This is a genomic window from Nocardia testacea NBRC 100365, from assembly GCF_000308775.1.
In the GTDB taxonomy this organism is placed as follows: Bacteria; Actinomycetota; Actinomycetes; order Mycobacteriales; family Mycobacteriaceae; genus Nocardia; species Nocardia testacea.
Map to the genome: position 1 here is coordinate 1 of NZ_BAGJ01000174.1, position 24,236 is coordinate 24,236.

A 24,236-nucleotide genomic window follows, 5' to 3' on the forward strand; every position below is an offset into this window, starting at 1 on the left:
GGGGGCCGCCGGTGCGGGAGCGCCCGGAGGCCTGGCGGAGGGCGCCGCCGGTCCGGGACCCGAAGCCGCGGGTGCGCCGGGAACCCGGCCGGAAGGTCCCGGCCGGTCGGCCGGGCGGGAGACTTCCGGAGCAGGGGGCGAGGTTCGGGAAGAGGCATCGTCGGAGGCCGGCCCCGGTGCCGGTGGGGCCTGGTCGGACTCGTCACGCTGCGCCGTGGAACCGGCGCGGGGGTTCAACCAGGAACTGCCGCCACGCCAGCCGGGGGCGACATTGCCGGCCTGTTCGACCGGTTCGGTGGGCGGGGACGGCTGCTGACCCTGCTGGGCGCGGCCGGTGTCGAGCAGCTGACGTAGGCCGCCGTCGGTCGGCTGCGGGCGGCCGTGGTCGCGTCTGTCACCTCGTTCGGTGTTCGATTCGCTGCTCACGAACCGTCCTCCCCAATCGATACTTCGGGGACTCGCGGGGTGCGAGCCTTCGCCAACGATAGTTGTCCGAACTGTAATCTTCAGTGCCGGATCGATCACAGCTGCGCCATCTGGATAGCCGTGGACGTCGCAGTTGGGACATATCGCCCGAACAGAGCCCTGGACAGCAAAGTGGCCCCGCGCAGTCGCCGGGTCGGGGGTCAGGCGAATGCACGGAGCCGACCGGTATATCGGTGCCGCGCGCGGGTCGTTACACGCGAACTCGACAGAAGTTCTCGAGCGCCGGGCACAATCGGGGACGGCATGCGATCCGACCTCTATGAGTAAGGGGACGCGAGATGCAATTGGGCATGATCGGGCTCGGCCGGATGGGGGCCAATATCGTGCGGCGGGTCGTCGCGGCCGGTCATACGGCGGTCGGCTGCGAACGCCACGCCGAGGTGATCGACGACCTCACCGCCGAACTCGGCGACAGTTTCCGCGGCAGTACCGACCTGGCGGAATTCGTCGCCGACCTCGACACGCCCCGGGTGGTGTGGGTTATGATCCCGGCCGGTCTCACCGGTCGCACGGTCGATCAGCTGGCGGAACTCCTGGAACCCGGCGATATCGTCATCGACGGCGGCAACAGCCGGTACCACGACGATATCGCCCGGGCCGCGCAGCTGGCCCCGCTCGGTATCCACTACCTCGATATCGGGACCTCGGGCGGCGTATTCGGCCGCGACCGCGGGTTCTGCCTGATGATCGGCGGTGAGGCGGCGCCGGTGCGGTATGTGGAACCACTGCTGCGGTCCATCGCGCCCGGCGTCGCGGCCGCACCGCGCACCCCGGGGCGGACCGGGGAGCCCGGCCCGGCCGAAGAGGGCTACCTGCACTGTGGCCCCGCGGGGGCGGGCCATTTCGTGAAAATGGTGCACAACGGGATCGAGTACGGCCTCATGGCGGCCTACGCCGAGGGGTTCAACATCATGCACAAGGCCGATTACGGTAACCGTGCCGGCGGCGAGTACTCCGCGGAGGAGACACCCCTCGAACATCCGGAGTACTACCGCTACGACATCGATATCGCGGAGGTCGCGGAGGTCTGGCGGCGCGGATCGGTGGTGGCGTCCTGGCTGCTCGACCTCACGGCGACCCAGCTGCACGCCGACCCGAATCTGGATTCTTTCGGCGGCCGGGTCTCCGATTCCGGCGAGGGACGCTGGACGCTGGACGCCGCGGTGGATATCGGGGTACCGGCTCCGGTGCTCTCGGCGGCGCTTTTCCAGCGTTTCGCTTCCCGGGGTGAATCGGCGTACGCGGACAAGACACTGTCCGCGATGCGCGAGGCCTTCGGCGGGCATCACGAGTTGCCCGGGCAGAGTTAGGCAGTCGACCGCCACGAACGGTCGACGCGGACTGCACCGATCGGCTCGCCTCCCCGCGGCCCCATCGACACCGACGTCGACTGCGCCGGGGCATCCCGCGCCCCGTGCCCATGCCGGCTTCTCCCTCGCCGACCGGAAAGACACAGTCGATGTCTGGCCGGCTGCCCGGGTCACCGGCGGTGTTACCGCTCGGCGCTGCGAACCTTCCTCGTTCGATATCGACGATCAGGCAGAAGGGACACCTGTGCGCGATATCTGGCCCACCGGGAACGGAGGTGCCCCGATCTTCCCGATCGGGGCGCCTCCTACCCCCTGCGCCGATCCGGGGTCCGCCGCGGCTGTGGGCGCTTCCCTCACCCACCGGACGGACCCGGACCGGGCCGGTTCAGCGCTCCAGAATCGCGACCACGCCCTGCCCGCCCGCGGCACAGATCGAGATGAGCGCCCGGCCCGACCCCTTCTCCGCCAGCTGCTTGGCGGCCTGGGCGACGATCCGGCCGCCGGTGGCGGCGAACGGGTGCCCGGCGGCCAGCGAGGAACCGTTGACGTTCAACTTGGTGCGGTCGATCGAACCGAGCGCACCGTCGAGGCCGAGCCGCTCCTTGCAGTACTGATCCGATTCCCACGCCTGCAGGGTGGCCAGCACCACCGAAGCGAAGGCCTCGTGAATCTCGTAGAAATCGAAATCCTGCAGGGTCAGGCCGTTGCGGGCGAGCAGCCGCGGGACCGCGTAGGTGGGGGCCATGAGCAGGCCGTCGGGGCCGTGGATGTAATCGACCGCGGCGACTTCGCTGTCCACCAGATGCGCGAGAACCGGCAGATTGCGCTCGGCCGCCCATTCGTCGCTGGACAGCAGCACCGCCGACGCGCCGTCGGTGAGCGGGGTGGAGTTACCCGCCGTCATGGTGGCGTCGCCGAGCTTCACCCCGAAGACCGGCTTCAGCGTGCCGAGTTTCTCCAGGGAGGAGTTCGGACGCAGGTTGTCGTCGCGGGTGAGCCCGAGGAACGGGGTCACCAGATCGTCGAAGAAGCCGCGCTCGTAGGCGGCGGCCATATTCTTGTGCGAGAGGTAGGCCAGCTCGTCCTGGGCTTCACGGGCGACACCGAACTCCTTGGCCGTGATGGCGGCGTGCTCACCCATCGACAGGCCGGTGCGGGGCTCGGCATTGCGCGGGATCTCGATACCGAGCATGCCCGGGCGCAGCTGACCGACCAGTTTGAGCCGCTCGGCATTGGTGCGGGCGCGGTTGGCGTTCAGCATCCACTCCCGCATCCGCTCGCTGACCCCGATGGGCGCGTCGGAGGTGGTGTCGGTGCCGCCACCGATACCCACCTCGATCCGGCCGGCCGCGATCGCGTCGCCGACGGTGACAACGGCCTGCAGGCCGGTACCGCAGGCCAGCTGCAGATCGTGGGCGGGGGTGTAGGGGCTGAGCCGGCTGCCCAGCACGCTCTCCCGGATCAGGCCGTGCTCGCCGACCCGCTTGAGCACCGCGCCACCGGCGACCATGCCCAGCCGTTCCGATTGCAGGCCGAAGCGGCTCACCAGTCCGTCCAGCGTCGCGGTGAACATGTCCTGGTTGGAGGCGTGCGCGTAGGCCTTGTCGGAACGCGCGAAGGGGATGCGGTTACCGCCGAGGATCGCTACCGGACGGGTCGAACGGGATGTGGTGGTCACTCGGGTCTCCCAGGTTGTCGAGTTGGCGAGAAGGTCGGGTGCTCCGGGCCCGGGCCGCGGCTGCGCGCCGCGGCTTCCGACGCCCGCCCGCGCTCGGTTTACGATAAACTTACTCCGGAGTAAGTTCAATGTCGACACCGCCTCCGGCGACTACCGACACACCACATCGAGCAACAGAAAAGGTGGGAACTGTGGCAGCCAAGAGCAAGGGTGCACCCAACCTCTACGGATCCTTCGTCAACTCCGCGCCGGGCGGGTTCCTCGCGAACAAGCTGGGCCTGCCGAAACCGGAGAAGCTGCGGCGCTACGTGGCCGGCGAGCCGCCGCTGCCGGGGCCGGTACTGCTCGGCGGTAAGGGCCGCGTGGCCGAACCGCTGCGGGCACTGCTGGCCGAGGACTACACCTTCGCCGATTCCCTGAGCACCGGAACCAAATACGGCGCACTGGTCTTCGACGCCACCGGTATCGGCAGCATCGAGGATCTGTCCCAGCTCTTCGAGTTCTTCCAGCCGGCGATGCGCAGTATCGCGCCGTCGGGCCGGGTCCTGGTCATCGGCACCACCCCCGAACTCGCCGGCAGCGTGGACGGGCAGATCGCCCAGCGGGCGCTCGAGGGTTTCACCCGGTCGGTGGGCAAGGAACTGCTGCGTGGCGCCACCGCCCAGCTGGTGTACCTGCACCCCGACGCCTCCCCGGCGGCCACCGGCCTCGCCTCGACCCTGCGGTTCGTGCTGTCCGCCAAGTCGGCGTTCGTGGACGGCCAGGTGATCCGCGTCGGTAAGGACGACGCGGTCGCGCCGGCGGACTGGGACAAACCGCTCGACGGCAAGGTCGCCGTGGTCACCGGCGCCGCCCGCGGTATCGGTGCCACCATCGCCGAGGTCTTCGCCCGCGACGGCGCGAAGGTCATCGTCGCCGATATCCCCGCCGCCGGTGAGGCGCTGGCCGAAACCGCGAACAAGGTGGGCGCCACCGCGCTCGCGCTCGACGTCACCGCGCCCGACGCCGCGCAGCGGCTCGCCGAATTCGCCACCGAACGTTTCGGCGGAATCGACATCATCGTGCACAACGCCGGAATCACCCGGGACAAGCTGCTCGCGAACATGGACGAGGGCCGTTGGAACGCCGTGCTGAACGTGAACCTTGCCGCGCCGCACCGGATCACGCAGGGACTGGTGGCCGCGGGTGCGCTGAAGGAAGGCGGCCGCGTGGTGGACGTCTCCTCCATCGCGGGGATCGCCGGTAACCGCGGGCAGACCAACTACGGCGCCTCCAAGGCCGGGGTCATCGGCATGGTGAACGCCGAGGCCCCCGAACTGGCCGCCAAGGGCATCACCATCAACGCCGTGGCACCCGGTTTCATCGAGACCGCCATGACCGCCGCGATCCCGCTGGCCACCCGCGAGGGCGGCCGGCTGATGGCCTCCCTGAACCAGGGCGGCCAGACCATCGACGTCGCCGAAACCATCGCCTACTTCGCCAGCCCGGCCTCGAACGCGGTGAACGGCAATATCGTCCGGGTCTGCGGCCAGAGCATGATCGGCGCGTGATGACCGAGACCATCACCCTCGACGCGCCGCCGAAGAACGGCGGCCTGTACGCGCAGGCCGTGCTCGGTGCGATACCGCTGGTCTCGGCACGGAAATCCGAGATTCCGGACCGCGTCGTCCGGCTCGACGGATACCGGGTCGACCCGGAGCACCTGGCGGCCTACTGCGCGGCCACCGGGCTGCGCTTCGGTGACACCCTGCCGCTGACCTACCCCTTCATCGTCACCTTCCCGCTGGTGATGAAACTCGTGGTGCAGCGCGACTTCCCGTTCGTCGCGGTCGGCGCGGTGCACGCGGAGAACCTGATCGAGCGCACCCGGGAGATCTCGGTGAGCGAACCACTCGATATCACCGCGCATATCGAGAACCTGCGCGAACACCCCAAGGGTCTGCTGGTCGACGCGATCAGCGAGATCCGCGTGGGCCGGGAACTGGTGTGGCGGCAGGTCACCACCTTCCTGCACCAGCAGAAAACCTCGCTGTCGGGCGGACCCAAACCCGAACCGAAACCCGAAGAGGTGCCGCCGCCCCCGCTACGGACGTGGAAGGTGGACCAGAAGACGATCACCCGCTACGCCAACGCCTCCGGTGATCAGAACCCGATCCACACGTCGGCCCTGGGCGCCAAGGCCTTCGGCTTCCCCCGGGCGATCGCACACGGGATGTGGTCGGCGGCGGCGATTCTCGCCACGGTCGAGGGCCGGGTCCCGGACAAGGTCTCCTACGCGGTGAAATTCGGCAAACCGATCCTGCTGCCGTCCACCGTGAATGTGTACGCCGATCAGGCCCAGGAGGGGTGGGATCTGGCGCTGAAGCATCCGAAGAAGGGATATCCGCACCTCACCGCCACGCTGCGCTGACGTACCCCACGCGAACCCCGCTCCGGAATCTTCGGAGCGGGGTTCCTTCGGGTCCTTCAGGACCAGGCCTCGAGCAGTTCGTCCGGTGTCAGCACCCGCACGCCCGGTGTCGAACCTCCCGCGCGCGCGACGGCCAGCATCGGAGTATCGACATCGGCACCCGGTAGCTGTGACCGGTGGGTGATGAGAGCCGCGAGGTCGCGCTGATCGAACGGTTTCTTCTCCAGCCACTTCACCGATCCCACACACGTGATCCGCTGGGCGATCGGCCCCCGATCGGCAGCGACGATATCTATCTCCGGGTTGTTCGTCCGAGTCCAGTAACCGCCGATCGCTCCCGTCCCCTCGGGCAGGTACCTGTCCACACCCCTCCACAGCGCTTCCCGGATCACCGGCTCCACGGCCCGGCCGCGCCAGGAAGTCCAGCCCGCCCGGATCGTCTCGAGTACCCGATCCCCCCGTCCGCGTTCGATCGCGGGCATACCGGGTCCGAGAAAGTACAGCCAGAACCGCAGATATGGATCTTCGACGCGGTAGCGGGTTTCCTTGCTCGGCCGCACCGAGAGCGGACGCTCGGCCGCCACCACACGGCGCTCGGTGAGCAATCCGAGCGATCGGGTGAGCGAGGTCGGGGTCAGGTCGCCGGCCGCCCGGCCGATGAGGCTGAAAGTCCGCTCGCCGTGACCGATCGCACCGAGAACCGTGCGCGCCTGCGCCTCGGTCGGAAATTCGGCAGCCAGCGCCCGTTCGGCACTGACCAGCAGAGCCGAGGTGGGGCGGCGCAGCGCGTAGTCGAGGTATTCCCACAGCCCGGCTCCCCGCGGCCACTCCTCCAGAATCAGCGGCAGACCGCCACTGATCAGATAGGCGTCGAACGCGTCGGCCGGCCGAAGATCGAGCATGGCCGCGACATCGTGCGGATTCATCGGGGGCACGATCATTTCGGTACCGCGCTGATAGAAGGGCCGGCCGTAGGTGTTGAGCTTCTCCATCATCGCGATATCGGACCCGATGAGCACCAGTAGCACCGGCAACTTCGACAGGGTCCGATCGAACACCTTCTGTAGCGTGCCCTCGAACGCCCGGTCCTCTCGCACCAGATAAGGCATCTCGTCCAGTACGACCACGCTCGGACGATCCCGAGGAAGCACGGTGGCGAGTAGGTCGAACGCGGCCCGCCACGTCTTCGGCGCCGCGAACTCGGAGACCCGTTCGGCGCCGGGTAGGTCCGAGTCGGCGATGTCGGAAACGAACCCCGCCAAATCCTCGTCCCGCGACCCACCCACTGCCGTGAAGAACACGTGGGGCACCCGTGCCCGCTCCAGAAACTCTTCGACGAGACGCGACTTCCCCACCCGCCTGCGGCCCCGGATCAAAACCGCTCGGCCCGGCCGTCCCGACCGACCGCCTTCGCGCACCGGCTCGAGCAGTTCGTCGAGAAGGGCGAGCTCGGTGCGCCGCCCGATGAATCCGTCCACAGTACCTCCCAGGATACTATCATCAATGATAGTATCATCCATGATAGTTATCCGGCCGGTACTGTCATCGAAGCCAACCACCATCGGCGGCGAGGATATCGGCCAATCCGCTCACCGCTCGCCAACACCGCTCGGCCCGGATTTCGGCCGCGTTGAGATGCGGAACAACCACCACCACCACCTCGGCATCGTGCTCGAACACATGCTGTACGGCGATCAGCGTCGCCAGTTTCGGCGCCGAGGGCGCGATGATCGTGAATACCACCTGCAAGTGATGACGAGCGACGAGGCCGTCCAGATCGGGTGTGTCGGTGTTGTACCTGCCCACGACGATCGCGCGTCGTCGATTCTCCCGGGTCATGACCGACTCGTCCTGGCGACCGAGCGCGATCGCAACTTTCACTCTCACTCCACAGGCGCAGCGTCGTGGACATCGCCTGGTTTGTCACCGCCGGTGGCGGGGTCGGGGTTGTCTCATTGCGCTCGCGATGCAAAGTGCCTCCTGACGTATCTGGTTTGCCCGGCACCCGGCGCCGGGGACTTATCTCGGCCGGCGGTATGCGTCGCCGTTTCGACCGTTGATTCCTGGGTTCACCCGGCGCCGGGGCCACTTTCAGCCTCACGCACCCGAAGCTGCTGTAGGAGCCTCGAAAAGCTTACGGAGGGAATACGCTTCGGATAACGAGTACGTTGACCGCTACTCCGAGGGGGTGGAATGACTGTCAGCAGATGGACGAGCACGGAAGTGCGGGCACTCCGTGTGGCCGCACTCCGCGAAACCCAGGAAGAATTCGCCGAACGCGCCGGGTACATGCTCCCGACCATCAAGAAATGGCATCGGGCGACATGGGATAAGCCGGTGCGGGGTCGTTCCGCCGAAGCACTCGACACGATGCTGCGTGAGTTGGACGATGAGCAACGTGCCCGGTTCGATACGGAGACCGCCGCTGTGGGTGACGCGACACCTCACGACGCCGAGGTCGTGGGCCGGTCGAGCACGGTGCTCGGGACATATGCGTGGGAAGTCGACAGTGACGTGAGACGCCGTGAATTCGGAAAACTGGCCACTGCCGTCACCGCGTCAGCGATTGGCTGGCAGTTCGGAGAACACCTCGGACATTCGGACGCACAACGGCTGCTGGCGGCTGTCGGCGAGTTGGAAGAGAAGGACCGCCAGGTGGGTGGCGGCGCCCTGGTCCGATTTGCGCTCGACCAGCTCGAGCACGCCAAACACACACTCGACACCGCGAGTTACGACACCGCGACCGGCCACGCTTTCGCTTCCGCCACGGGTCATCTGGCTGTGCTCACCGGCTGGCTGGCACACGACTCGGATCGCCACATGGTGGCGCGACGTTGCTATGCCGAGGCACTCTCGCTGGCGAGCGAAGCAGGCGACGAAGACCTCATTGTTCATACCTGCCTGAATGCGGCGAATCAGTCGATCGATCTCGCCAGAAGGGGGCAGGGTAGCCCGCACTACGCCTTGAAGCTGATCGACCGTGCCCGCACACTGGCCGGTGGCCGGCCGCCGGGCGGGATTCACGCTCTGATTGCGGGTCGGGAGGCTCAGGCACGCGGATTGCTCGGTGACCGGGTCGGATTCGGTCGCGCCGTCTCTACTGCCTGGCGGGAGATAGAGCACGCCATCAGCTATGAGTCGTTGGAAGAATGCCCGACGTGGCTGTGGTTCGTGACTCCTGCGGAGATCCGTGGGCACGAGGCTCGCGGGTACGGCGAGATCGGCGAGGTACGCAAAAGCATCGAACTTCTTTATGCCGCTTCGGCGGAGGAGAGAGGCGCTCGCAATGCCGTCAGCGATCGAGCGCATACGGCGGTGGCGCATCTCCGCATGGGGGATATCCAGTCGGCACTCAGCTTGGGGACGGCTGCGCTCACCGAATTGGAGAACGTCACGTCGGGCCGGACCCTGCGAGTACTGGCCCCGATACGAACCGTCGACCATCCCGCGGCCGAAGACTTCCGCGACCGGTTCGCGTCGCTGGAAAACGCGACACGTAAGGAAAGCGCATGATCGACCCGGAATTTCGGCGTTACTCTGCCGCCCAGGCCCGCGCAATGCGAGACACCGTTGAAGACATCTACCGGCGTTCCTACGTCGACGCGATCGCTTCGGGCGACCCGTTCGAATCCCCTGCGGCATTCATGCACCGGTTCGACGCCTACACCGATCCCACGCGCGACAGGGGATTCGACCTGGTGGCGGCTTATATCGATGGGGCACCGGCAGGGCAGACCTGGGGCTGGCCGCTGTCACCAGGTACGGCGGGATGGAGTGGGCTACACCTGGATGACGGCGGTCTGGACGACTCTGATCTGGAGCAGTTCACCGTCGAAACCGGTGACCGGACCTTCGCTCTTTCGGAGATCATGGTGTGCGTCGAGTACACCGGGCGCGGACTCGCGCGCGCCTTACACGACAAGCTGTTGGCCGGTCGCCCCGAGCAGCGGGCGACACTGCTGGTGAACCCGGGCAACGAGCGTGCCTACGCCCGGTACCGGAAGTGGGGGTGGTACCGGGTCGGTTGGCAACGTCCGGACTGGGACGACGCCCCGCTCTTCGATGTGCTGATGCGAGACCTACCACTCTGACCCGAGGCAGCCCCACACGAATCTCTGGGCGGGTGTACGTAGCTCGGTCGTTCCAATGCCCCTGAGCAGATGTGGAAGATATGGCCTCGGATGTTGGCCGGCAGGAGAACTGGGCCGCGTAGGAACCGACTCCGGACCTTTTCATTACGAGGGTCGAGCAACGCACTGGCAATCGGGGTAACCGGCGTGGCTCAAGTATCACACCTAGCGATCCGTGTGCACACCGATCTCGACGGCAACATCCGAATCACCGCGTTCTGATGCGGAGTCGCCCGCCTGGCCGCCGCCAACGAAATAGACCACATCTGCGGGCCGGCCTCCCTATCCGTTGAACACCTTTTCGAGGGTGTCGGCCGTAACGGAGCGCCGGAGCCATGTGCGGATTTCTTCGGGGCTGCCGGTCTCGATCTTCCGAATCGCTGCCTGGGGGACCGAACCGAATTTGGTATCGAGGAGGTCGATCAGAGTTTCGGTTCGGGCGCGGGCCTCACCACGGGCCTCACCTTCGGCGCGGAGCCGTTCGGCGGTTGTCATCAATGCCTCCTTGGCTCGGGGACCCAACTGCTCGATCACAGGGTCGAGACCGTCTTCGGTTGTGTCGCTGACCTGCAGTATGTAGGTCAGCACGGCTTGCAGTTCCGTGGTGCCTTGTGGGCCGGACACCAGCGCCCACAAGTCATCGAGTAGGTCCAGCATATCGGAACCGAGGTCGGCGTTCCGGGGTGCGATTCTGTGCAGAGCCAGCATCACGCGGGTGGCGGGAGTGAGATCGCGGGCAAGTAGGTCGGGCAGGTCGAGAGCGGCGACGTCGTCGAGCAGAAAGCACAGGCGCGGAAGATAGGGCTTCAGCGCTTCATGGCCGGCTGGGTCGAGGTCGATCAGGTCGGCCAGCTCGATCGGGCCCTGCCAAGCTCGGCCCTTGCGGTTGCTGTGCACTACGAGCGGGACCACGGCGGGCAGGGTGCGGCTTTCCGGGTGCAGGCGGCGGTGTTGATTCCAAATGTTGACGAGATATTCGAGCATGCGCAGCGGCATGAAGCGGTCGCTGCGGCTCTGATGTTCGATGAGCAGATAGATATAAGCGGGGTGCGCGTCGAGGCGGGTGCGGTACAGCACGTCGCTATAGCGTGACCGTAATTGAGCCGAGACGAAACTGCCCGGTTGCAGGGTCAGTTGATTCCAGTCGATCCGACGGGTGATGTTTTCCGGTAGCGCGGAACGCAATTCGGAGGCGGCATCCGCTGGGCGGCTGAGGACGTGACGGAAGTAGGCGTCGTGTGGGTTCGACGGGTCGGCGGGCACGGCCGCGAAACTACCCGGGTGGGCCGACATCTTGAAATGTGCGATACCGGCGAAAACGAAGGCGCCCCGGACCTTTCGGTCCGGGGCGCCTTCGGTGTGCTCGTACGGTCAGAGGTTCTTCGGGAGCTTGATGGTCTCCGTCGGGGCGTCCGCGTTACCCGTGCGGGGCAGCGTGGTGGTCGGCGCGTCGGCCGAGCCGGCCACCGAGGAACCCCCGGTGGGGCGCCGGGCCGGGCCGGTGGGCCGAGCCGGCTGTCCGCCGCGACCGCCGGTGATGCCGAGCACGAGACCGGCGATCAGCGCGAGTACGCCGACGATGCCGAAAACGATCGGCAGGACCCGGCCGAACAGCGACAGCTTGTCGATATTGTCCTTGGCCACCGCGAGCTGCGATTCCACGGTGTCGGTGTCGAAGACCATATTGGCCTTGAGCGCGGGGACCTCCACCTTGTCGGCGGTGCGGCTGTAGAAGATATTGAGCTGTTCGCCACCCTTGACGATGGTGCCGGTCTCCGGCTCGACCCAGACGTCGCGGGTGTTGCCGTAGAAGCGGTACATGGTGACCGGTTCCTCGCCGCCCTCGACGCCCCACTTGGCGGCGGGCAGTTCCAGTTTGTTGGTCGGCGCCTTGGAGACGTCGGCCAGCCTGGTCACCGGGACCTGCTGCCGGAAGTGGTAGACCTTGGTGCCGTTGATCTCGGTCTCCTCCTGGAACACCATGTCGGTGGTGGTCCGGGCGAGGACGTCGAAGTACGGGTAGGTCTTCTTCTCGGTGCCGATCGGGAACCGGTACTGCAGCCCCGTGTGCTGGACCGGGTCGGCGAGGCTCTCACCCTTGGCGTTCGTGGTGATGGCGATCGAACCGTTGGGATCGGTGGCCACCGGCTCACCGGTCTTGCGGTCGATGGTGACCCGGTCGACGTAGGCGGTCAGCACGCCGGTGTCGCCGGATTTGTCGATCCGGCGCAGGGTGTTACCGGCCTGGATCGTCATCTCGTCGGCGTCGGAGGGATCCTCGACGGTGAGGAACCGCTGGGAGACCAGCGGTACGTTCTTGTTGACCTCGGCCGAGCGCCCCTCGGCCGTCAGCGACGAGGAATCCAGGACCAGGCTCTCCTGGTCCTTCTGGTTGACCGCGACGGTGGTGATCTCGAGGTCGAGAGGAGTCTTGGCCATCTTGCTGACGGTGTAGGTGGGGATCATCAGCGCGGCGACGATCAGCAGCGCGCCGAGACCCACGAGCACGCAGGCAACCGTCCTTCTGGTTCCGGCACTCAGTGCCATGCAAACTCTCCTCGTCGTAGAACACAGGTCGTTCCGCGGGTACAGCGGGGCGCCGCGGCACTCGTGAGCCCTGACACTAACAGCCTGGGGGTTACCCAGGGGTTGGCGAGGCCGGAATCCGACCGAAATCGGGGGGAGTCTAACCCGCATTGTGAAATACCGGCTTCCTACGAGCGCGGAAGGCCCGGCAGACTGGGACCCGATGACGACCACACCGACCACCGACACCGGCCCCTGGCCCCGCGCCGAACTGGGCGAACGCCGGGCAGGGCCCGGCCGCGGCCCCGCCGTCCCGGAGACGGCACCGGTACCCGTGGCGCGTCAGCGGGGCTTTCTTCCCGCGCTCGAGGGTATGCGCGGTCTGGCCGCCCTGGGCGTACTGCTCACCCATGTGGCCTTTCAGACGGGTGCCACCGGTATTCCCGGGCTCGGCCGCCTGCTGGAACGCTTCGATATGGCGGTCGCGGTGTTCTTCGCGCTGTCCGGTTTCCTGCTGTGGCGTCCACACGCACTCACCGCCCGCGGGCTCGGCGACGCTCCCACGCTCGGCTATTACCTGCGCCACCGGGTGGCCCGGATCGTCCCCGCTTACTGGGTGGTGGTGTGCACGGTGCTTTTCCTGGTCCCGGCCGCCGCCGATACCGCCGGACTGCAGGTGTGGATCTCGAACCTGCTGCTCCTGCAGGTTTTCGTGCCGCTCACGCTGACCGACGGGCTCACCCAGATGTGGAGTCTGTCGGTCGAGGTGGCCTTCTATATCGCGCTGCCGCTGCTGGCCTGGCTGCTGCATTGGTTGCGGGGCCGTGCGGCCGCGGCACGGGTGCCGGCCGTCCTGCTACTCGGGCTGGTCTTCCTCGGCTGGAACTTCATCCCGGTGCCGACCCCGGATGCCATCCACGCCGACAACTGGCTGCCCGCCTATATCCCCTGGTTCGCGGGCGGCATGCTGCTCGCCGAGCTGACCTGTGACGACCGGCGCCGGGCGCGACTGCGGCTGCTGGGCAACCAGCGGTTGATGTGGGCGATCGCCGCCGCGGCGTTCGTGGCATCGTCGACCCGGCTCGGCGGGGTCGCCGGGCTGACCCGGGCCGAGCCCTGGCAGTACGCCGCCAAGATGGGTCTCGGCGCGGTGATCGGGTTCGCGCTGCTGGCCCCGCTGGTGCTGGGGGCGCCGGACAAATCGCATCGCTGGCTCACCGCGGCGCCGGTCGCCACGGCGGGACGCTGGTCCTACGGGATCTTCATCTGGCATCTCGCCGTACTGTCGGTGATCTTCCCGATCTTCGGCATCCTGCCGTTCAACGGCAATTTCGGGGTGGTGCTGGTGCTGACGGTGGCGTTCACACTACCGATCGCCGCGGCCAGTCACGCCCTGGTGGAGGAGCCGTGCCGGCAGTGGGCGCGGCGGCGGGACCGGCCGCGGGCCGCGCCGGCCTGACCAGGCGGCTCAGCAGTCGCAACCGCAGCCGTCGCAGCAGCACCCGTCACCGCAGCAGCCGCCGCAGTCCTTACCGCAGCTGCAGCAGTCGCAACAGCTGCCGCAGTCGTCGCAGGAGCATCCCCGCCCGATCCAGGACTCCTTCCGTTCGCCGCTACACGGCCGGGTGTGCTCGGCGCAGCAGGCGTAACCGGTGCAGTACTGGGTGCAGATCAGCTGAATCGACTCGGCGACCCCCGGCCGCCGCGGGCCGGTGGAGTGGACGGCCACCAGGTTCTCACCGGCGGACGCGGTGGGCGGCGGCGCGATGGCGCGGCCGAGCCGGCGCAGTGCGCTGGTGAGCGGATCGAGTAACGCCCAGCGCAGGGTCGGCAGGCCGCTCAGACCGGCGGCCCCCAGCGAAGCGCGCAGCGCACGATGCGATTCCCGGACCAGCGCGTAGGCCTCGTCCCGCGTGGTGCCGGTGGCGGCCAGCGGGTTGAAGCGATCCGCGGCGGCGTCGGCGTGATAGTCGGTGAGCGCGTCGGCCAGGTGCGCGATCCGGCCGAACTCGTCGCCCGCCCTGCGCAGGGCGTCCACATTGTCCGGGCGATCGGCCAGTACCGCGGTATGGGCGAAGAACTCCGCGGCACAGCGACGGCTGGCGCGGGTCAGTTCGTCGAGGGCCGCGGCACCCGACGGTCCGGCACCGGCGGCGAACCGGCGTTCCGCGCCCGCCTGGGCCTCGATCGCCGCCACCAGCGGAGTGATATCCAAGCCGATGGCCGCGGCCCGGGCGTGCGCGCCCGCCGACCAGCCGGTCGCGACCCGCCGCATCGGCCGGTGCAGCCGGGGGCGGACGTCGCCGTCGTCGATATGGTCGACGACCTTGGCGGAGCCGAGCAGTAGCGAGGCCGTGGCGGCGAGCTGGACCGGTGCCGAGGTACCGACCGGGACCCGCGCGGTCCGCATTCCGCGCAACGGGCACGGCCCGGCGGTACGGCGCGCGGCGGGCGCCGCGGCCTGGGCCTCGGTCAGCAGTGCGAGCACCACCGCGTCGGTATTGGTCGCACTGCGCGCCAACTGTCCGTGCCCGTCGCGCAGTCCCAGGCACAAGCCGCACATATGGGCCTGCCAGAGCTGGGGGTCCACCCCGTATTTCGCGGCGCCGTGCCGGCACGGCCGCAACATTCCGAACACTGTGCCCTCCCGATCGGATGGCGTCCTCCGCGACATCCGTATGCGCGCATCGAAAATACGGAGCGCGCGGGCCGGGTGCAACAGGAAGGCGCCGCCGACCGGGCGATTCGAACTATTCGGGCGACTCGCTCGCCTCCGCGCTGTCCGCCCCGCCGGGTTTGCGACCGGACAGACCGCGCCAGGCCAGCGCGTCGAGCAGATCCACGGCTTCGGCCACATCGATGCGACCGTCGGCGACGGAATCGGCGATTGCCTCCCCCGCGCCGATCACCGCGACGGCGACGATATCGAAATTGGTCCCGGGATCGGCGTGTTTGGCGCTGGACTCCAGCAGTTTGGCGGTCAGTTCGATGACCCGCTCCCGGGCGTTCTCGATCTCCGAGGCGAAGGCCTGCTGCCCGAGTGCCTGGCGGTAGAGGACCTGCCAGGAGTTGCGGTGGGTATCGACGAAACCGAGAAAACCCTCCAGCGCGGTACGCAATTGTTCGTGCGGGCTCAGCAGCGGGTTGCCGGCGGGTGCCACCGATTCGAGAAAGCGCAGACCCTCGCGCTGGATACAGGCGCGGAACAGTTCGTCCTTGGAGCCGTAGTAGAGATACAGCATCGGTTTGGAGATCTCGGCTTCGGCGGCGATGGCGTCCATGGACGTCTCATGGAAGCCCTTGCGCGAGAAGACCTCGACCGCGGCATCGAGCATCTGCTGCTCGCGCACCGCCCTCGGAAGCCTTTTCGTACCGCCCGCCATCACGTCTCCTACCGCAGTGAACCCTTGATATTACTCCAAAGTAAGTTCCCCAGGACGGGAACTACCGGCCGCGATACCCGCGCGCCGGTGTTGTTCCGGTGGGCGGCCGGAAACGCCGGACCGCCGGTGATCCCGAGCCCGGCCCGTCGGCCGAAGGCCGGGCCCATTGCCCGGCCGCGGATCAGCAGGTGCGCGGAACCCGTTTGTAGTCGGCCATCCGCAGCACCGAGGAGTCCACCCGCTCCATCGGCAACCGGCCGGCCGCCACCGCCTGCTCCAGCTGATCGAGCACCTGACCCACGGCATCGGTGCTGATCCAGAGCGCATTGTCCGCGCCCGCCACGAGCGCGGCCTCCACCGCCTGCTCGATGGACAACCGTTCGGTGATCGCGGCCATACCGCTGAGGTCGTCGGTGAAGATCACGCCGTCGAACGGCGCCGCCCCGTATCCGGAACCCTCGCGCAGCAGCTTCATCACCTCCGGGCTGATACTGGCCGGGACGCCCGGGGTGGTCAGGCCGGGAACGTCGAGATGGCCGACCATCACCGCCGACCCCGTATCGATCAGCTCACGGAACGGCACCAGATCGCTGTCGCTCAGTTCCGACAGCGGCGGCACCTGCACGGCGCCGAGATGGGAGTCGCCGGTACTCGACCCGTGACCGGGGAAATGCTTGAGCACCGTCCCGAGACCGACCTCGTGCATGGCCCGGATATAGGCGTCGGCGTATTCGGTGACCACGGCCGGGTCGTCGGAGAAGGAGCGGTCACCGATCACCGAATCGTCGGGCTGGGAGCTCACATCGATATCGGGGGCGAAATCCGCCGTGATCCCCAGGTTCTGCATGGCCCGCGCCCGGTCCAGGGTCGCGGTGTAGAACTCGTCGGGCGTCATCGTCTGTGCGGTGACCCGGGCCGAAGGGGCGGTCCCGATGAGGTTGCCGAGGCGCGACACCCGGCCGCCCTCCTCATCGGTGGTCACCATGAGCGGCGTTTTCGCCGCGGCCGTCACCTGCTCGAGCCCGCCGTCGGTGAGCATCGACTGATCGGTCCAGCTGCCGACGAAGATCCCGCCGACCTGATGGTCGCGCACCACGGCGAGCGCGTCGTCGGTGCCGGTCACCCCGACGGTGAGTAGTTGCGCGAGCTTCTCCCGGGTGCTGAACTGCGCCAGGTACCCGGCGGCGCAATCGCCGCCGGTCGTAGTGGTGGGGCCGGCCGCGTCACCGGTCGCGGCCCCGGGGCTCGTACCGGCGCCCTGGTTCGCGGTGGTACCGGGACCGGAGCCGCCGCTCTCGGTGCCGGAACAGCCGGTGAGGAGCGCGGCGAGCACCGCGAGCAGGACCAACGGTATCTTCCGCATTGTTCGACGGTAGCCCGCGCGCCGTGACCGCAACACTTCGGATCGGCTTCCGGACAGAGGTAATCTGGTAACACCGGTCGGCAGTCCCGGAGGTGCGGTATGCCCTGCGATCTGATGCTCATCGCCTACGACGGTTCCGAACACGCCAAACGCGCGATCGAATACGCCGGACGCTTCCTCGCCGCGGATCGGGCCGTGGTCCTGACCGCCTGGGAGCCGATGGTGCGCCAGGCCGCGCGGATCTCCGGGATCTCCGGAATGGTCCAACCGGAATGGGTGCCCGACGAAGAACTCGAGGACATCGCCTACACCAGCGCCCGCGAGATCAATGCCGAGGGCGTGCACCTGGCCGGGCTCGCGGGCCTGAACGCCGAGGCGCGCACCCAGGAATACGCGGCCAGTGCGTGGCAGGCGGTCGTGGAGGTCGCCGACGAGCTCGATGTCGACATCATCGTCGCGGGTACCCGCGGTGCCACCGGACTGCGCGCGCTGGTGCACAGCAGCGTGGCCGACGCCGTGCTCAAACACTGCCACCGCCCGGTTTTCCTGGTCCCTCCGGTACAACCGGCCGGCGCGCGGAAAGCCGGGCGCGACGGCCACGCCGCGACATAGGGCGCCGCGGCCACGGCTACGGTCGGACCATGACCGGGTTCCTGCTGGCACGACCCGACGGCGTGGTGCGCGGCACCGGCGTGCGCGCGGTGCACCGCGACCCGTGGCAGGCCGCGGCCGCGCTACGCGAAGGCACCGCCCCGGCGATCGCCGGGGCGCTACCGTTCGATCCACGCCATCCGGCCGCGCTGGTCGAGCCGGATGAGCTGCTGCACACCGCGGGGCCGTGGCGCCCGGCCGCCCTCCCGGAGCTACCGCGTGTACAGGTGGTGGAGCAGACGCCGAGCCCGGCCGAGCATCGCGCGCGGGTGGCGCGGCTGGTGGAACTGCTGAACGAGCCCGCGCCCCGCCTGCGCAAAGTGGTGGCGGCCCGCTCGGTACGGGCCGAAGCGGCGGCCGCGCTGGATCCGGAGATACTCGCCGCGTACCTGCTGGCCCGGCACCCGCGGGCGAATGTCTTCGCGGTCGATCTCGGCCCGGCCGGGCGTACCGGCGCGACGCTGATCGGCGCGAGCCCGGAGCTGCTGATCCATCGGCGCGGTACGGCCATCGAGCTGTATCCGCTGGCCGGGACCCTGCCCCGGCTCCCGCACCGGGTGGCCGATTCCGCGCAGGCCGATCGGCTGACGTCGAGCGCGAAAAATCACGCCGAACACGCGTTCGTGGTCGACTGGATCACCGAACGACTGTCTCCGGTGTGTATCGGCCTGTCCGTACCGGAGCGGCCGCGACTCGTCGCCACCCACGACGTATGGCATCTGGGGACACCGATCCACGGCGTACTGCGAGCGCCGGCGCCCACCGCGCTCGAACTGGCGCTGCTGCTGCATCCGACCCCGGCGGTCTGCGGTACCCCGACCGCCGGCGCGCTGGAATACCTCACCGGCCATGAAGAGGACCGCGGTTTCTACGGCGGCGCGGTCGGCTGGTGCACCGCCGACGGCGACGGGACCTGGGTGGTCGCCATCCGCAGCGCGGAACTCGCCGCGGGCGGCCGCGAGCTGCGCGCGTATGCGGGCGGCGGCATCGTCGCGGACTCCGAACCCGCCGCCGAACTCGCCGAAACCACCGCCAAACTGCGCACCCTGCTCGGCGCCCTCGACTGCGCCGTACCGCCCGACAGCGAATGAGCCGGGATCGGAGTCCGCGGCCCGCGATCGGACGCGGCCGGAGACAACCGTTAGGGTGAAACGCTGGACGGTCCTACCCGGACCCGGCCGGTCCTGCTAGGTTTGCCCAGATATCTGCCTGCTTCGGAGTTTGGAGTGCTGCGATGAAGTTTGCTGTCCCCGGTGTTGCGAGTGCGGTCGGCGGCGCCCTGCTGGGCGCCATCGCGGTCTTCGCCATCACCGCCGCGCTGCAGCAGGACAGCCGGCCCGAAGTCGACCGCAGCGGTAACGCGGACAGCTCGCTGCTCAACAGCGTCGAATACGGCAAGCGCTGAGACCCGGCCCGATCGCCACCCGTCCCCGCCGGAGCCTGTCGGCGGGGACGGCGAACGCCTGACCCACGGTGCCCGTCCAGTCCGATCCCGTCGAACCTGCCGACGCGGCCCCCCGCTCCGCCCCCGACCCGGCGCCCACCGATGAACTGGGCCGCCGCTGGTTCCTCGGTTCCGCGTTCGCCGCGTTCCTGCTGACCTTCCTGCAGGCCCCCGGCCTCACCGTCGCCGACACCAAATACGATCTCGCCGAGAATCCGCTCGGTTTCCTCGCCCGTGCGGCCCATCTGTGGAGCAGTCAGGCGCCGATGGGCCAGGTGCAGAACCAGGCCTACGGCTATTTCTTCCCGCACGGCGCGTTCTTCGCGCTCGGCGATGTGCTGCACCTGCCCGCCTGGGTCACCCAGCGGATCTGGTGGGCGCTGCTGCTGCTCGCGGGCTTCTGGGGCGTGGTCAAACTCTGCGAAACGCTCGGGATCGGCAGCCGGGGGTCCCGGGTCGTCGCGGCCGCCGCCTTCGCCCTGTCCCCCCGGGTGCTGACCACTGTCGGCTCGATCTCCTCGGAAACCCTGCCCATGATGCTGGCGCCGTGGGTGCTGCTCGCGCCCGCCGCGCTGGGCACCGCCTACCGCAGGCATCGGCACGGCGGGGCGCGGTCCCCGGCGGGCAGTGCGCTGGCGCTGGCGCTGATGGGGGCGGTGAACGCGGTCGCCACCGTGGCCGCCTTCCTGCCCGCGCTGCTATGGTGGGCGAGTTTCCGGCCCAATCGCGCCTGGTGGCGGTTCACGCTTGCCTGGGTGCCGCTGCTCGTCCTGGCGGTGGCCTGGTGGGCGGTGCCGCTGCTGCTGCTGGGCCGGGTGAGCCCGCCGTTCCTCGACTACATCGAATCCTCCGGGGTCACCACCCAGTGGGCGTCACTGGGTGAGGTGTTGCGCGGTACCGACAGCTGGACGCCGTTCGTCTCCCCGGAACGGATCGCGGGCGCGGTGCTGGTCACCCAGCCTGCCGCGGTGCTGGCCACCGGGCTGATCGCGGCGGCCGGGATGGCCGGGCTGGCGCTGCGGTCCATGCCGGCCCGCGGGCGGCTGGTGTTCATCCTGTGCGTCGGGCTGACCGGTATCTGCGCGGGTTATGTGGGACAGCTGGGCGGGCCGTTCGCCGAACCCATCCGAATCTTCCTCGACTCCGGCGGCGCGCCGCTGCGCAACGTGCACAAACTCGAACCGCTCATCCGGCTGCCGCTGGTGCTGGGCATCGCCCAATTGCTGGCCCGGGTGCCACTGCCGGCCTCGGTCCGGCCGGAGGTGTGGCGGGCGGCGTTCACCAATCCGCACCGCGACCGCCGGGTCGCGGTCGCCATGCTGGTTCTCGCCGCGCTCGCGCTGTCCAGTTCCCTGGCCTGGACCGGGAAGCTCGCGCCGCGCGGCGCCTACGACGCGGTCCCGGCCTACTGGCAGCAGACCGCGGACTGGTTGCGGGCGAACGCCGCCGACACCCGGGCGCTGGTGGTCCCCGGCGCGCCTTTCGGCAGTCAGGTGTGGGGGCTGACCCGGGACGAACCCCTCCAGGCGCTGGCGCAGACCCCGTGGGCGGTGCGGGACGCGGTCCCGTTGAATCCGCCCGGCACCATCCGGGCGATGGATTCGGTACAGCGGCTGATCGCCGACGGCCGCCCCTCCGACGGTCTGGCCGCCACACTGCGCGGGCAGGGCATCGGGGTGCTGGTGCTGCGCAACGATCTCGATCCGGACACCTCCCGCTCCACCCGCCCGCTGCTTGCGCACAACGCGGTGGAGGGGTCGCCGGGACTGCACAAGGTCGCCGAATTCGGTAAGCCGGTGGAAAACGATTCCGGCCGCGACGATTTCGTGGTCGACGCGGATCTGCGGCCCGACTATCCCGCGGTGGAGATCTACCGGGTCGACGCCCCGGCCCCCGGCACACCGGCCGACGTGCGCGGTGGCACCGGGGCGCCCGAGCAGTTCCCCGGCGCGTACACCGTGCCGCTCGATTCGGTACCGGTGGTCCAGGGCGGGCCCGAGGTGCTGGAAAGACTGCACCGCGACCCCGAGACCTCGCACGAACCCACCCTGCTGGCCGCCGACGCCGCGGCCGCGGGCCTCCCGCCGGGCCCTGTGACGGTGACGGACACCCCGATGAACCGGGAAACCGATTTCGGCAGGGTCGACAACCACAATTCCGCGCTGCGCGCCCCCGGCGACGCGCGCCACACCCACAATCTGGTCCCCGACTATGCCGTCCCCGGCGCCGATCTGGTGCAGGGCGGCTGGACCGGGGCCACCGTCACCGCATCGAGTTCGGCGGCCGACGCGACGCAGATCGGCGGCGCCGCCCCCGGCAACTCGACCGCCGCCGCCGTGGACGGCGACCCGGCGACCGCGTGGATCAGCAATGCGGGCGAATACGCGCTGGGCCAATGGATCCGGCTCGACCTCGACAAACCGTTCACCTCCGGCCTGCTGCGGTTCACCACCACCCCCGCCGCCATCGGCGACCCGGTGAAATGGGTGGAGGTGCGCACCAACAACGGCAGTGTCTCGGCCCGGATCAGCGAACCGGGCGAACCGGTTTCGGTCGCGCTGCCGGTGGGTGCCACGGAATGGGTGAAGATCACCGCCATCCGCACCGAACGCGGCAGCACCGGCGGCCAGTTCGGGATCAGCGAACTGGCGCTGGAGGACTACACCGTGCGCGACGCGGGCGTCCCGGTCGAGATCCGGCACCGGGCCGTCCTCCCGCCGCCGCCGTCGGGCGCCACGGTCACCGGTTGGGACCTCGGCCAGGAATTCCCCGGACGCAGTGCGTGTTTCGACAGCCCCGAGCGCGTCCGCTGCGGTAAGGGCCTGGCCCTGGCGCCCGAAGAACTGGGCCCCTTCGGCCGGACGCTCTCCGTGCCGGCGCCGGCCACCGTCGAACCGCGCCTCATGGTCCGCCCGCGGCAGGGGCCCGCGCTCGAGGCTCTGCTGACCGACCCGGCGCGCCCCGTGGCACGCGGTGCCTCCGATGTGGGTGACCTGCGCGGTTCCGCGTTCGCCGCCACCGACGGCGACCCCCGCACCAGCTGGACCGCGCCGGAGGACACGGTCCGCGACACCATGGGGCCCAAACCCGCACTGACGATCGAACTTCCGGAACCGGCCCTCGTCACCGGCCTGGAACTGACACCTTCGCTGGGCGGCCTCCCCGCCGCGCCCACCTCGGTCACGGTGAACCTCGGCGACGGCCCCCAGGTCCGGGAGCTCGAGGAACCCGACGAGGTCTCCCGGATCGACCTGCATCCCACGGTGACCGACCGGATCGAGTTGAGCATCCGCAGCTGGGAAGCCGTGCTGGACCGGACGGCACTCGGCTACCACCAGGCCCAGCCGCCCGGGCTCGCCGAAATCGGTGTCCTCGGCCCGCAGTACCCGCCGCCCGCTCCGGCGGACCGGCCGGTGACCGTCGGCTGCGAGGCCGGCCCGACCATCGCGGTCGGCGGCCGGCTGGTCCACACCAGTATCACGGCCACCGTGGGCGAGCTGCGCGCCGGTGACCCGGTTCCCGCTCAGGTGTGTCCCGACGCGCCACAGGACGCGGCCGCGTTCCCGGCCACCACGCCCGGTGTCGTACAACCGGTTTCGCTGCCCGCGGGCGATGTCGACGTCCTCGTCGCGCCGACCGAACTGTTCTTCGTCGACCGGCTGCGCCTGGTGAACACCCAGCCCGCGGTCCCCGCCCCGAGCTCCGGAACCCGCCTGCTGACCCTGCCGCTGAGTACCAATACCGGCTGGGCGGCCCATACCGCCGACGGCCGCGAACTACAGCCGATCGTGGTCGGCGGCTGGCAGCAGGGCTGGTTGCTGCCAGCCGATGCCACCGGCCCGGTGACCGTCTCCTTCCCGATCGACAGCTGGTACCGGCTCGCGCTGTTCCTGGGCCTTTTGCTGCTGATCCCGCTCATCGCCCTCGCGGTCCCGCGTGGCCCTCGCACCGATCCGGTGGCGCCGGCGCCGCGGGTGTGGTCACCGCGGATACCGGCCGCGCTCGGTCTGATCGCCGCCGCCACGCTGATCGCCGGGATCACCGGTACGGTGCTGACCGTCGCGGGCCTGGCGGCCGTGCGATTCGTGCCGCGACTGCCGCGCCGGGCCCTCGCCGCGATAGCCGGAGCGGGCACGGCGGTCTCGGCCGCGGCGCTGTCCACCGGCCCGTGGCGGATGCCCGGCGGCTATATGGGTGATTCGCTGTGGGTGCAGGTCCCGGCCCTGATCGCGGTGGTCGCGGTCGGCCTGGCGGCGTTGCCCCGGATCAGGCGGGAGCCGGAACCCGGCGACGGGCCGCCGTCCGGATGACGAGTACCGCGACGAGGGTCGTGGTGACAGTGGCCACGGACGCGACCGTGGCGATCAGTCCGGTGACACTGCTCGCCAGGGTGAGCACGAGCACCACCTCCAGTGCCAGACCCGCCCACGCGATCGCGGCCAGCGCCGTCCGCTGCACCGCGATGGCCGACAGCAGCGCCCCCTGGAGTACCGCCAGAATCGCCCCGTGCAGCGCGAACAACCACAGCAGCCCCTGGATCGGCGCGTAGTCCTGTCCCGCGAGAACAGGTGCCAGCGGGGCGGCCAGCGCCGCGGCCAGTACGGCGACCACCCCGATGCCGGAGAGGACGGCGAGCGCCGACCGGACGGCGGACCCGGACGAGGCCGGTTGCGCCATCCGGGGGTATAGCACCACCCCGACCGCCTGCGGTAACCAGAACGCGACCTTGGTGGCGATGGTGCCCAGCGCGTAGCGGCTGGCGTCGGGTTCGTCCAGCACCATGCGGACCACGATGAGGTCGGCGGAGGACAGCGCCATCAGGGCCGCCTGCACCTGCGCGGCCTGCAGCACCGCG

18 protein-coding genes and 2 pseudogenes are annotated in these 24,236 nt (G+C 69.2%); 10 read left to right on the top strand and 10 right to left on the bottom strand.

All coding sequences use genetic code 11. The features are described 5' to 3' along the window. A pseudogene (locus ON38_RS37120) lies at window positions 1-426 on the bottom strand (hypothetical protein); the annotation flags it as partial. A 338-nt stretch (window positions 427-764) separates the two neighbouring features. On the opposite strand from ON38_RS37120, the gene gnd reads away from it, so the two are divergent. Then, a complete protein-coding gene (gnd, locus tag ON38_RS24340) occupies window positions 765-1,796 on the top strand; it encodes a phosphogluconate dehydrogenase (NAD(+)-dependent, decarboxylating) (protein ID WP_039827293.1) in 1,032 nt (343 codons plus the stop codon). A 385-nt stretch (window positions 1,797-2,181) separates the two neighbouring features. Here the strand turns inward: gnd and ON38_RS24345 are convergent, their stop codons facing one another. Further along, window positions 2,182-3,474: an acetyl-CoA C-acetyltransferase gene (locus ON38_RS24345; RefSeq protein WP_039827294.1), complete on the bottom strand. Its 1,293-nt coding sequence runs from the start codon at window positions 3,472-3,474 to the stop codon at window positions 2,182-2,184. A 191-nt stretch (window positions 3,475-3,665) separates the two neighbouring features. Between ON38_RS24345 and ON38_RS24350 the strand changes: the two genes are divergently transcribed. Both ON38_RS24350 and ON38_RS24355 read left to right on the top strand, forming a co-directional pair. Then, on the top strand, window positions 3,666-5,024 hold the full coding sequence (locus tag ON38_RS24350) for a 3-oxoacyl-ACP reductase (protein ID WP_039827295.1): 1,359 nt from the start codon (window positions 3,666-3,668) through the stop codon (window positions 5,022-5,024). Continuing rightward, a complete protein-coding gene (locus ON38_RS24355) occupies window positions 5,024-5,884 on the top strand; it encodes a MaoC family dehydratase (protein WP_039827296.1) in 861 nt (286 codons plus the stop codon). Before ON38_RS24350 ends, ON38_RS24355 begins: the two co-directional genes overlap by 1 nt. Window positions 5,885-5,940: 56 nt before the next feature. Here ON38_RS24355 and ON38_RS24360 read toward each other — a convergent pair whose 3' ends face one another. Beyond that, window positions 5,941-7,362 carry an ATP-binding protein gene (locus ON38_RS24360; RefSeq protein WP_039827306.1) on the bottom strand — a complete coding sequence of 474 codons (1,422 nt, stop codon included), beginning with the start codon at window positions 7,360-7,362 and terminating at the stop codon, window positions 5,941-5,943. A gap of 64 nt (window positions 7,363-7,426) precedes the next feature. Then, window positions 7,427-7,765 (bottom strand): hypothetical protein, encoded by a 339-nt coding sequence (locus ON38_RS24365; protein WP_039827297.1) that lies wholly within the window; start codon window positions 7,763-7,765, stop codon window positions 7,427-7,429. 312 nt (window positions 7,766-8,077) lie between these two features. Here ON38_RS24365 and ON38_RS24370 point away from each other — a divergent pair, with 312 nt between their 5' ends. Together ON38_RS24370 and ON38_RS24375 are read left to right on the top strand one after the other, a co-directional pair. Beyond that, window positions 8,078-9,397 (top strand): NsdA family TPR-like regulatory protein, encoded by a 1,320-nt coding sequence (locus ON38_RS24370; protein ID WP_039827298.1) that lies wholly within the window; start codon window positions 8,078-8,080, stop codon window positions 9,395-9,397. Beyond that, on the top strand, window positions 9,394-9,975 hold the full coding sequence (locus tag ON38_RS24375; protein ID WP_039827299.1) for a GNAT family N-acetyltransferase: 582 nt from the start codon (window positions 9,394-9,396) through the stop codon (window positions 9,973-9,975). The genes ON38_RS24370 and ON38_RS24375 overlap by 4 nt, the downstream gene beginning before the upstream one ends. A gap of 321 nt (window positions 9,976-10,296) precedes the next feature. Here ON38_RS24375 and ON38_RS34310 read toward each other — a convergent pair whose 3' ends face one another. Together ON38_RS34310 and pgfA are read right to left on the bottom strand one after the other, a co-directional pair. Then, complete coding sequence (locus tag ON38_RS34310; RefSeq protein ID WP_157181878.1) at window positions 10,297-11,277, bottom strand: Rpn family recombination-promoting nuclease/putative transposase; 981 nt, start codon at window positions 11,275-11,277, stop codon at window positions 10,297-10,299. A 108-nt stretch (window positions 11,278-11,385) separates the two neighbouring features. Then, on the bottom strand, window positions 11,386-12,561 hold the full coding sequence (gene pgfA / locus ON38_RS24385) for a cell envelope lipid trafficking protein PgfA (RefSeq protein ID WP_039827300.1): 1,176 nt from the start codon (window positions 12,559-12,561) through the stop codon (window positions 11,386-11,388). Between the two features lie 202 nt (window positions 12,562-12,763). Here pgfA and ON38_RS24390 point away from each other — a divergent pair, with 202 nt between their 5' ends. Beyond that, complete coding sequence (locus ON38_RS24390) at window positions 12,764-13,999, top strand: acyltransferase family protein (RefSeq protein ID WP_083873054.1); 1,236 nt, start codon at window positions 12,764-12,766, stop codon at window positions 13,997-13,999. Window positions 14,000-14,008: 9 nt separating this feature from the next. On the opposite strand, the gene ON38_RS24395 is transcribed toward ON38_RS24390, so the two are convergent. The 3 genes from ON38_RS24395 to ON38_RS24405 all read right to left on the bottom strand — a co-directional run bounded on the left by ON38_RS24395 (window position 14,009) and on the right by ON38_RS24405 (window position 17,286). Further along, complete coding sequence (locus tag ON38_RS24395) at window positions 14,009-15,169, bottom strand: DUF5685 family protein (RefSeq protein ID WP_245564177.1); 1,161 nt, start codon at window positions 15,167-15,169, stop codon at window positions 14,009-14,011. Between the two features lie 121 nt (window positions 15,170-15,290). Then, window positions 15,291-15,923, bottom strand: a complete 633-nt coding sequence (locus tag ON38_RS24400; RefSeq protein ID WP_039827302.1) for a TetR/AcrR family transcriptional regulator — start codon at window positions 15,921-15,923, stop codon at window positions 15,291-15,293. A gap of 181 nt (window positions 15,924-16,104) precedes the next feature. Further along, window positions 16,105-17,286 carry a glycoside hydrolase family 3 N-terminal domain-containing protein gene (locus tag ON38_RS24405; protein WP_039827303.1) on the bottom strand — a complete coding sequence of 394 codons (1,182 nt, stop codon included), beginning with the start codon at window positions 17,284-17,286 and terminating at the stop codon, window positions 16,105-16,107. A 99-nt stretch (window positions 17,287-17,385) separates the two neighbouring features. Here ON38_RS24405 and ON38_RS24410 point away from each other — a divergent pair, with 99 nt between their 5' ends. The 4 genes from ON38_RS24410 (at window position 17,386) to ON38_RS24420 (ending at window position 23,691) form a co-directional block, all read left to right on the top strand. Next, window positions 17,386-17,898: a universal stress protein gene (locus ON38_RS24410; RefSeq protein ID WP_039827304.1), complete on the top strand. Its 513-nt coding sequence runs from the start codon at window positions 17,386-17,388 to the stop codon at window positions 17,896-17,898. A gap of 29 nt (window positions 17,899-17,927) precedes the next feature. After that, entirely contained in the window at window positions 17,928-19,028 is a 1,101-nt protein-coding gene (locus ON38_RS24415) for an isochorismate synthase (RefSeq protein WP_039827305.1), read from the top strand. 143 nt (window positions 19,029-19,171) lie between these two features. Beyond that, window positions 19,172-19,342 (top strand): DUF2613 domain-containing protein, encoded by a 171-nt coding sequence (locus ON38_RS35090; RefSeq protein ID WP_081877246.1) that lies wholly within the window; start codon window positions 19,172-19,174, stop codon window positions 19,340-19,342. A gap of 68 nt (window positions 19,343-19,410) precedes the next feature. Continuing rightward, entirely contained in the window at window positions 19,411-23,691 is a 4,281-nt protein-coding gene (locus ON38_RS24420; protein ID WP_373281244.1) for an alpha-(1->3)-arabinofuranosyltransferase, read from the top strand. Here the strand turns inward: ON38_RS24420 and ON38_RS24425 are convergent. Then, window positions 23,648-24,236, bottom strand: a pseudogene (locus ON38_RS24425) (polysaccharide biosynthesis protein); the annotation flags it as partial. The gene ON38_RS24420 and the pseudogene ON38_RS24425 sit on opposite strands and share 44 nt — an antisense overlap.

Coding starts and splice junctions, on each gene's coding strand:
- gnd (WP_039827293.1), top strand. CDS start 765: ATGCAATTGGGCATGATCGGGCTCGGCCGGATGGGGGCCAATATCGTG.
- ON38_RS24355 (WP_039827296.1), top strand. CDS start 5,024: ATGACCGAGACCATCACCCTCGACGCGCCGCCGAAGAACGGCGGCCTG.
- ON38_RS24370 (WP_039827298.1), top strand. CDS start 8,078: ATGACTGTCAGCAGATGGACGAGCACGGAAGTGCGGGCACTCCGTGTG.
- ON38_RS24375 (WP_039827299.1), top strand. CDS start 9,394: ATGATCGACCCGGAATTTCGGCGTTACTCTGCCGCCCAGGCCCGCGCA.
- pgfA (WP_039827300.1), bottom strand. CDS start 12,561: ATGGCACTGAGTGCCGGAACCAGAAGGACGGTTGCCTGCGTGCTCGTG.
- ON38_RS24390 (WP_083873054.1), top strand. CDS start 12,764: ATGACGACCACACCGACCACCGACACCGGCCCCTGGCCCCGCGCCGAA.
- ON38_RS24395 (WP_245564177.1), bottom strand. CDS start 15,169: ATGTTGCGGCCGTGCCGGCACGGCGCCGCGAAATACGGGGTGGACCCC.
- ON38_RS24400 (WP_039827302.1), bottom strand. CDS start 15,923: ATGGCGGGCGGTACGAAAAGGCTTCCGAGGGCGGTGCGCGAGCAGCAG.
- ON38_RS24405 (WP_039827303.1), bottom strand. CDS start 17,286: ATGCGGAAGATACCGTTGGTCCTGCTCGCGGTGCTCGCCGCGCTCCTC.
- ON38_RS24410 (WP_039827304.1), top strand. CDS start 17,386: ATGCCCTGCGATCTGATGCTCATCGCCTACGACGGTTCCGAACACGCC.
- ON38_RS24415 (WP_039827305.1), top strand. CDS start 17,928: ATGACCGGGTTCCTGCTGGCACGACCCGACGGCGTGGTGCGCGGCACC.
- ON38_RS35090 (WP_081877246.1), top strand. CDS start 19,172: ATGAAGTTTGCTGTCCCCGGTGTTGCGAGTGCGGTCGGCGGCGCCCTG.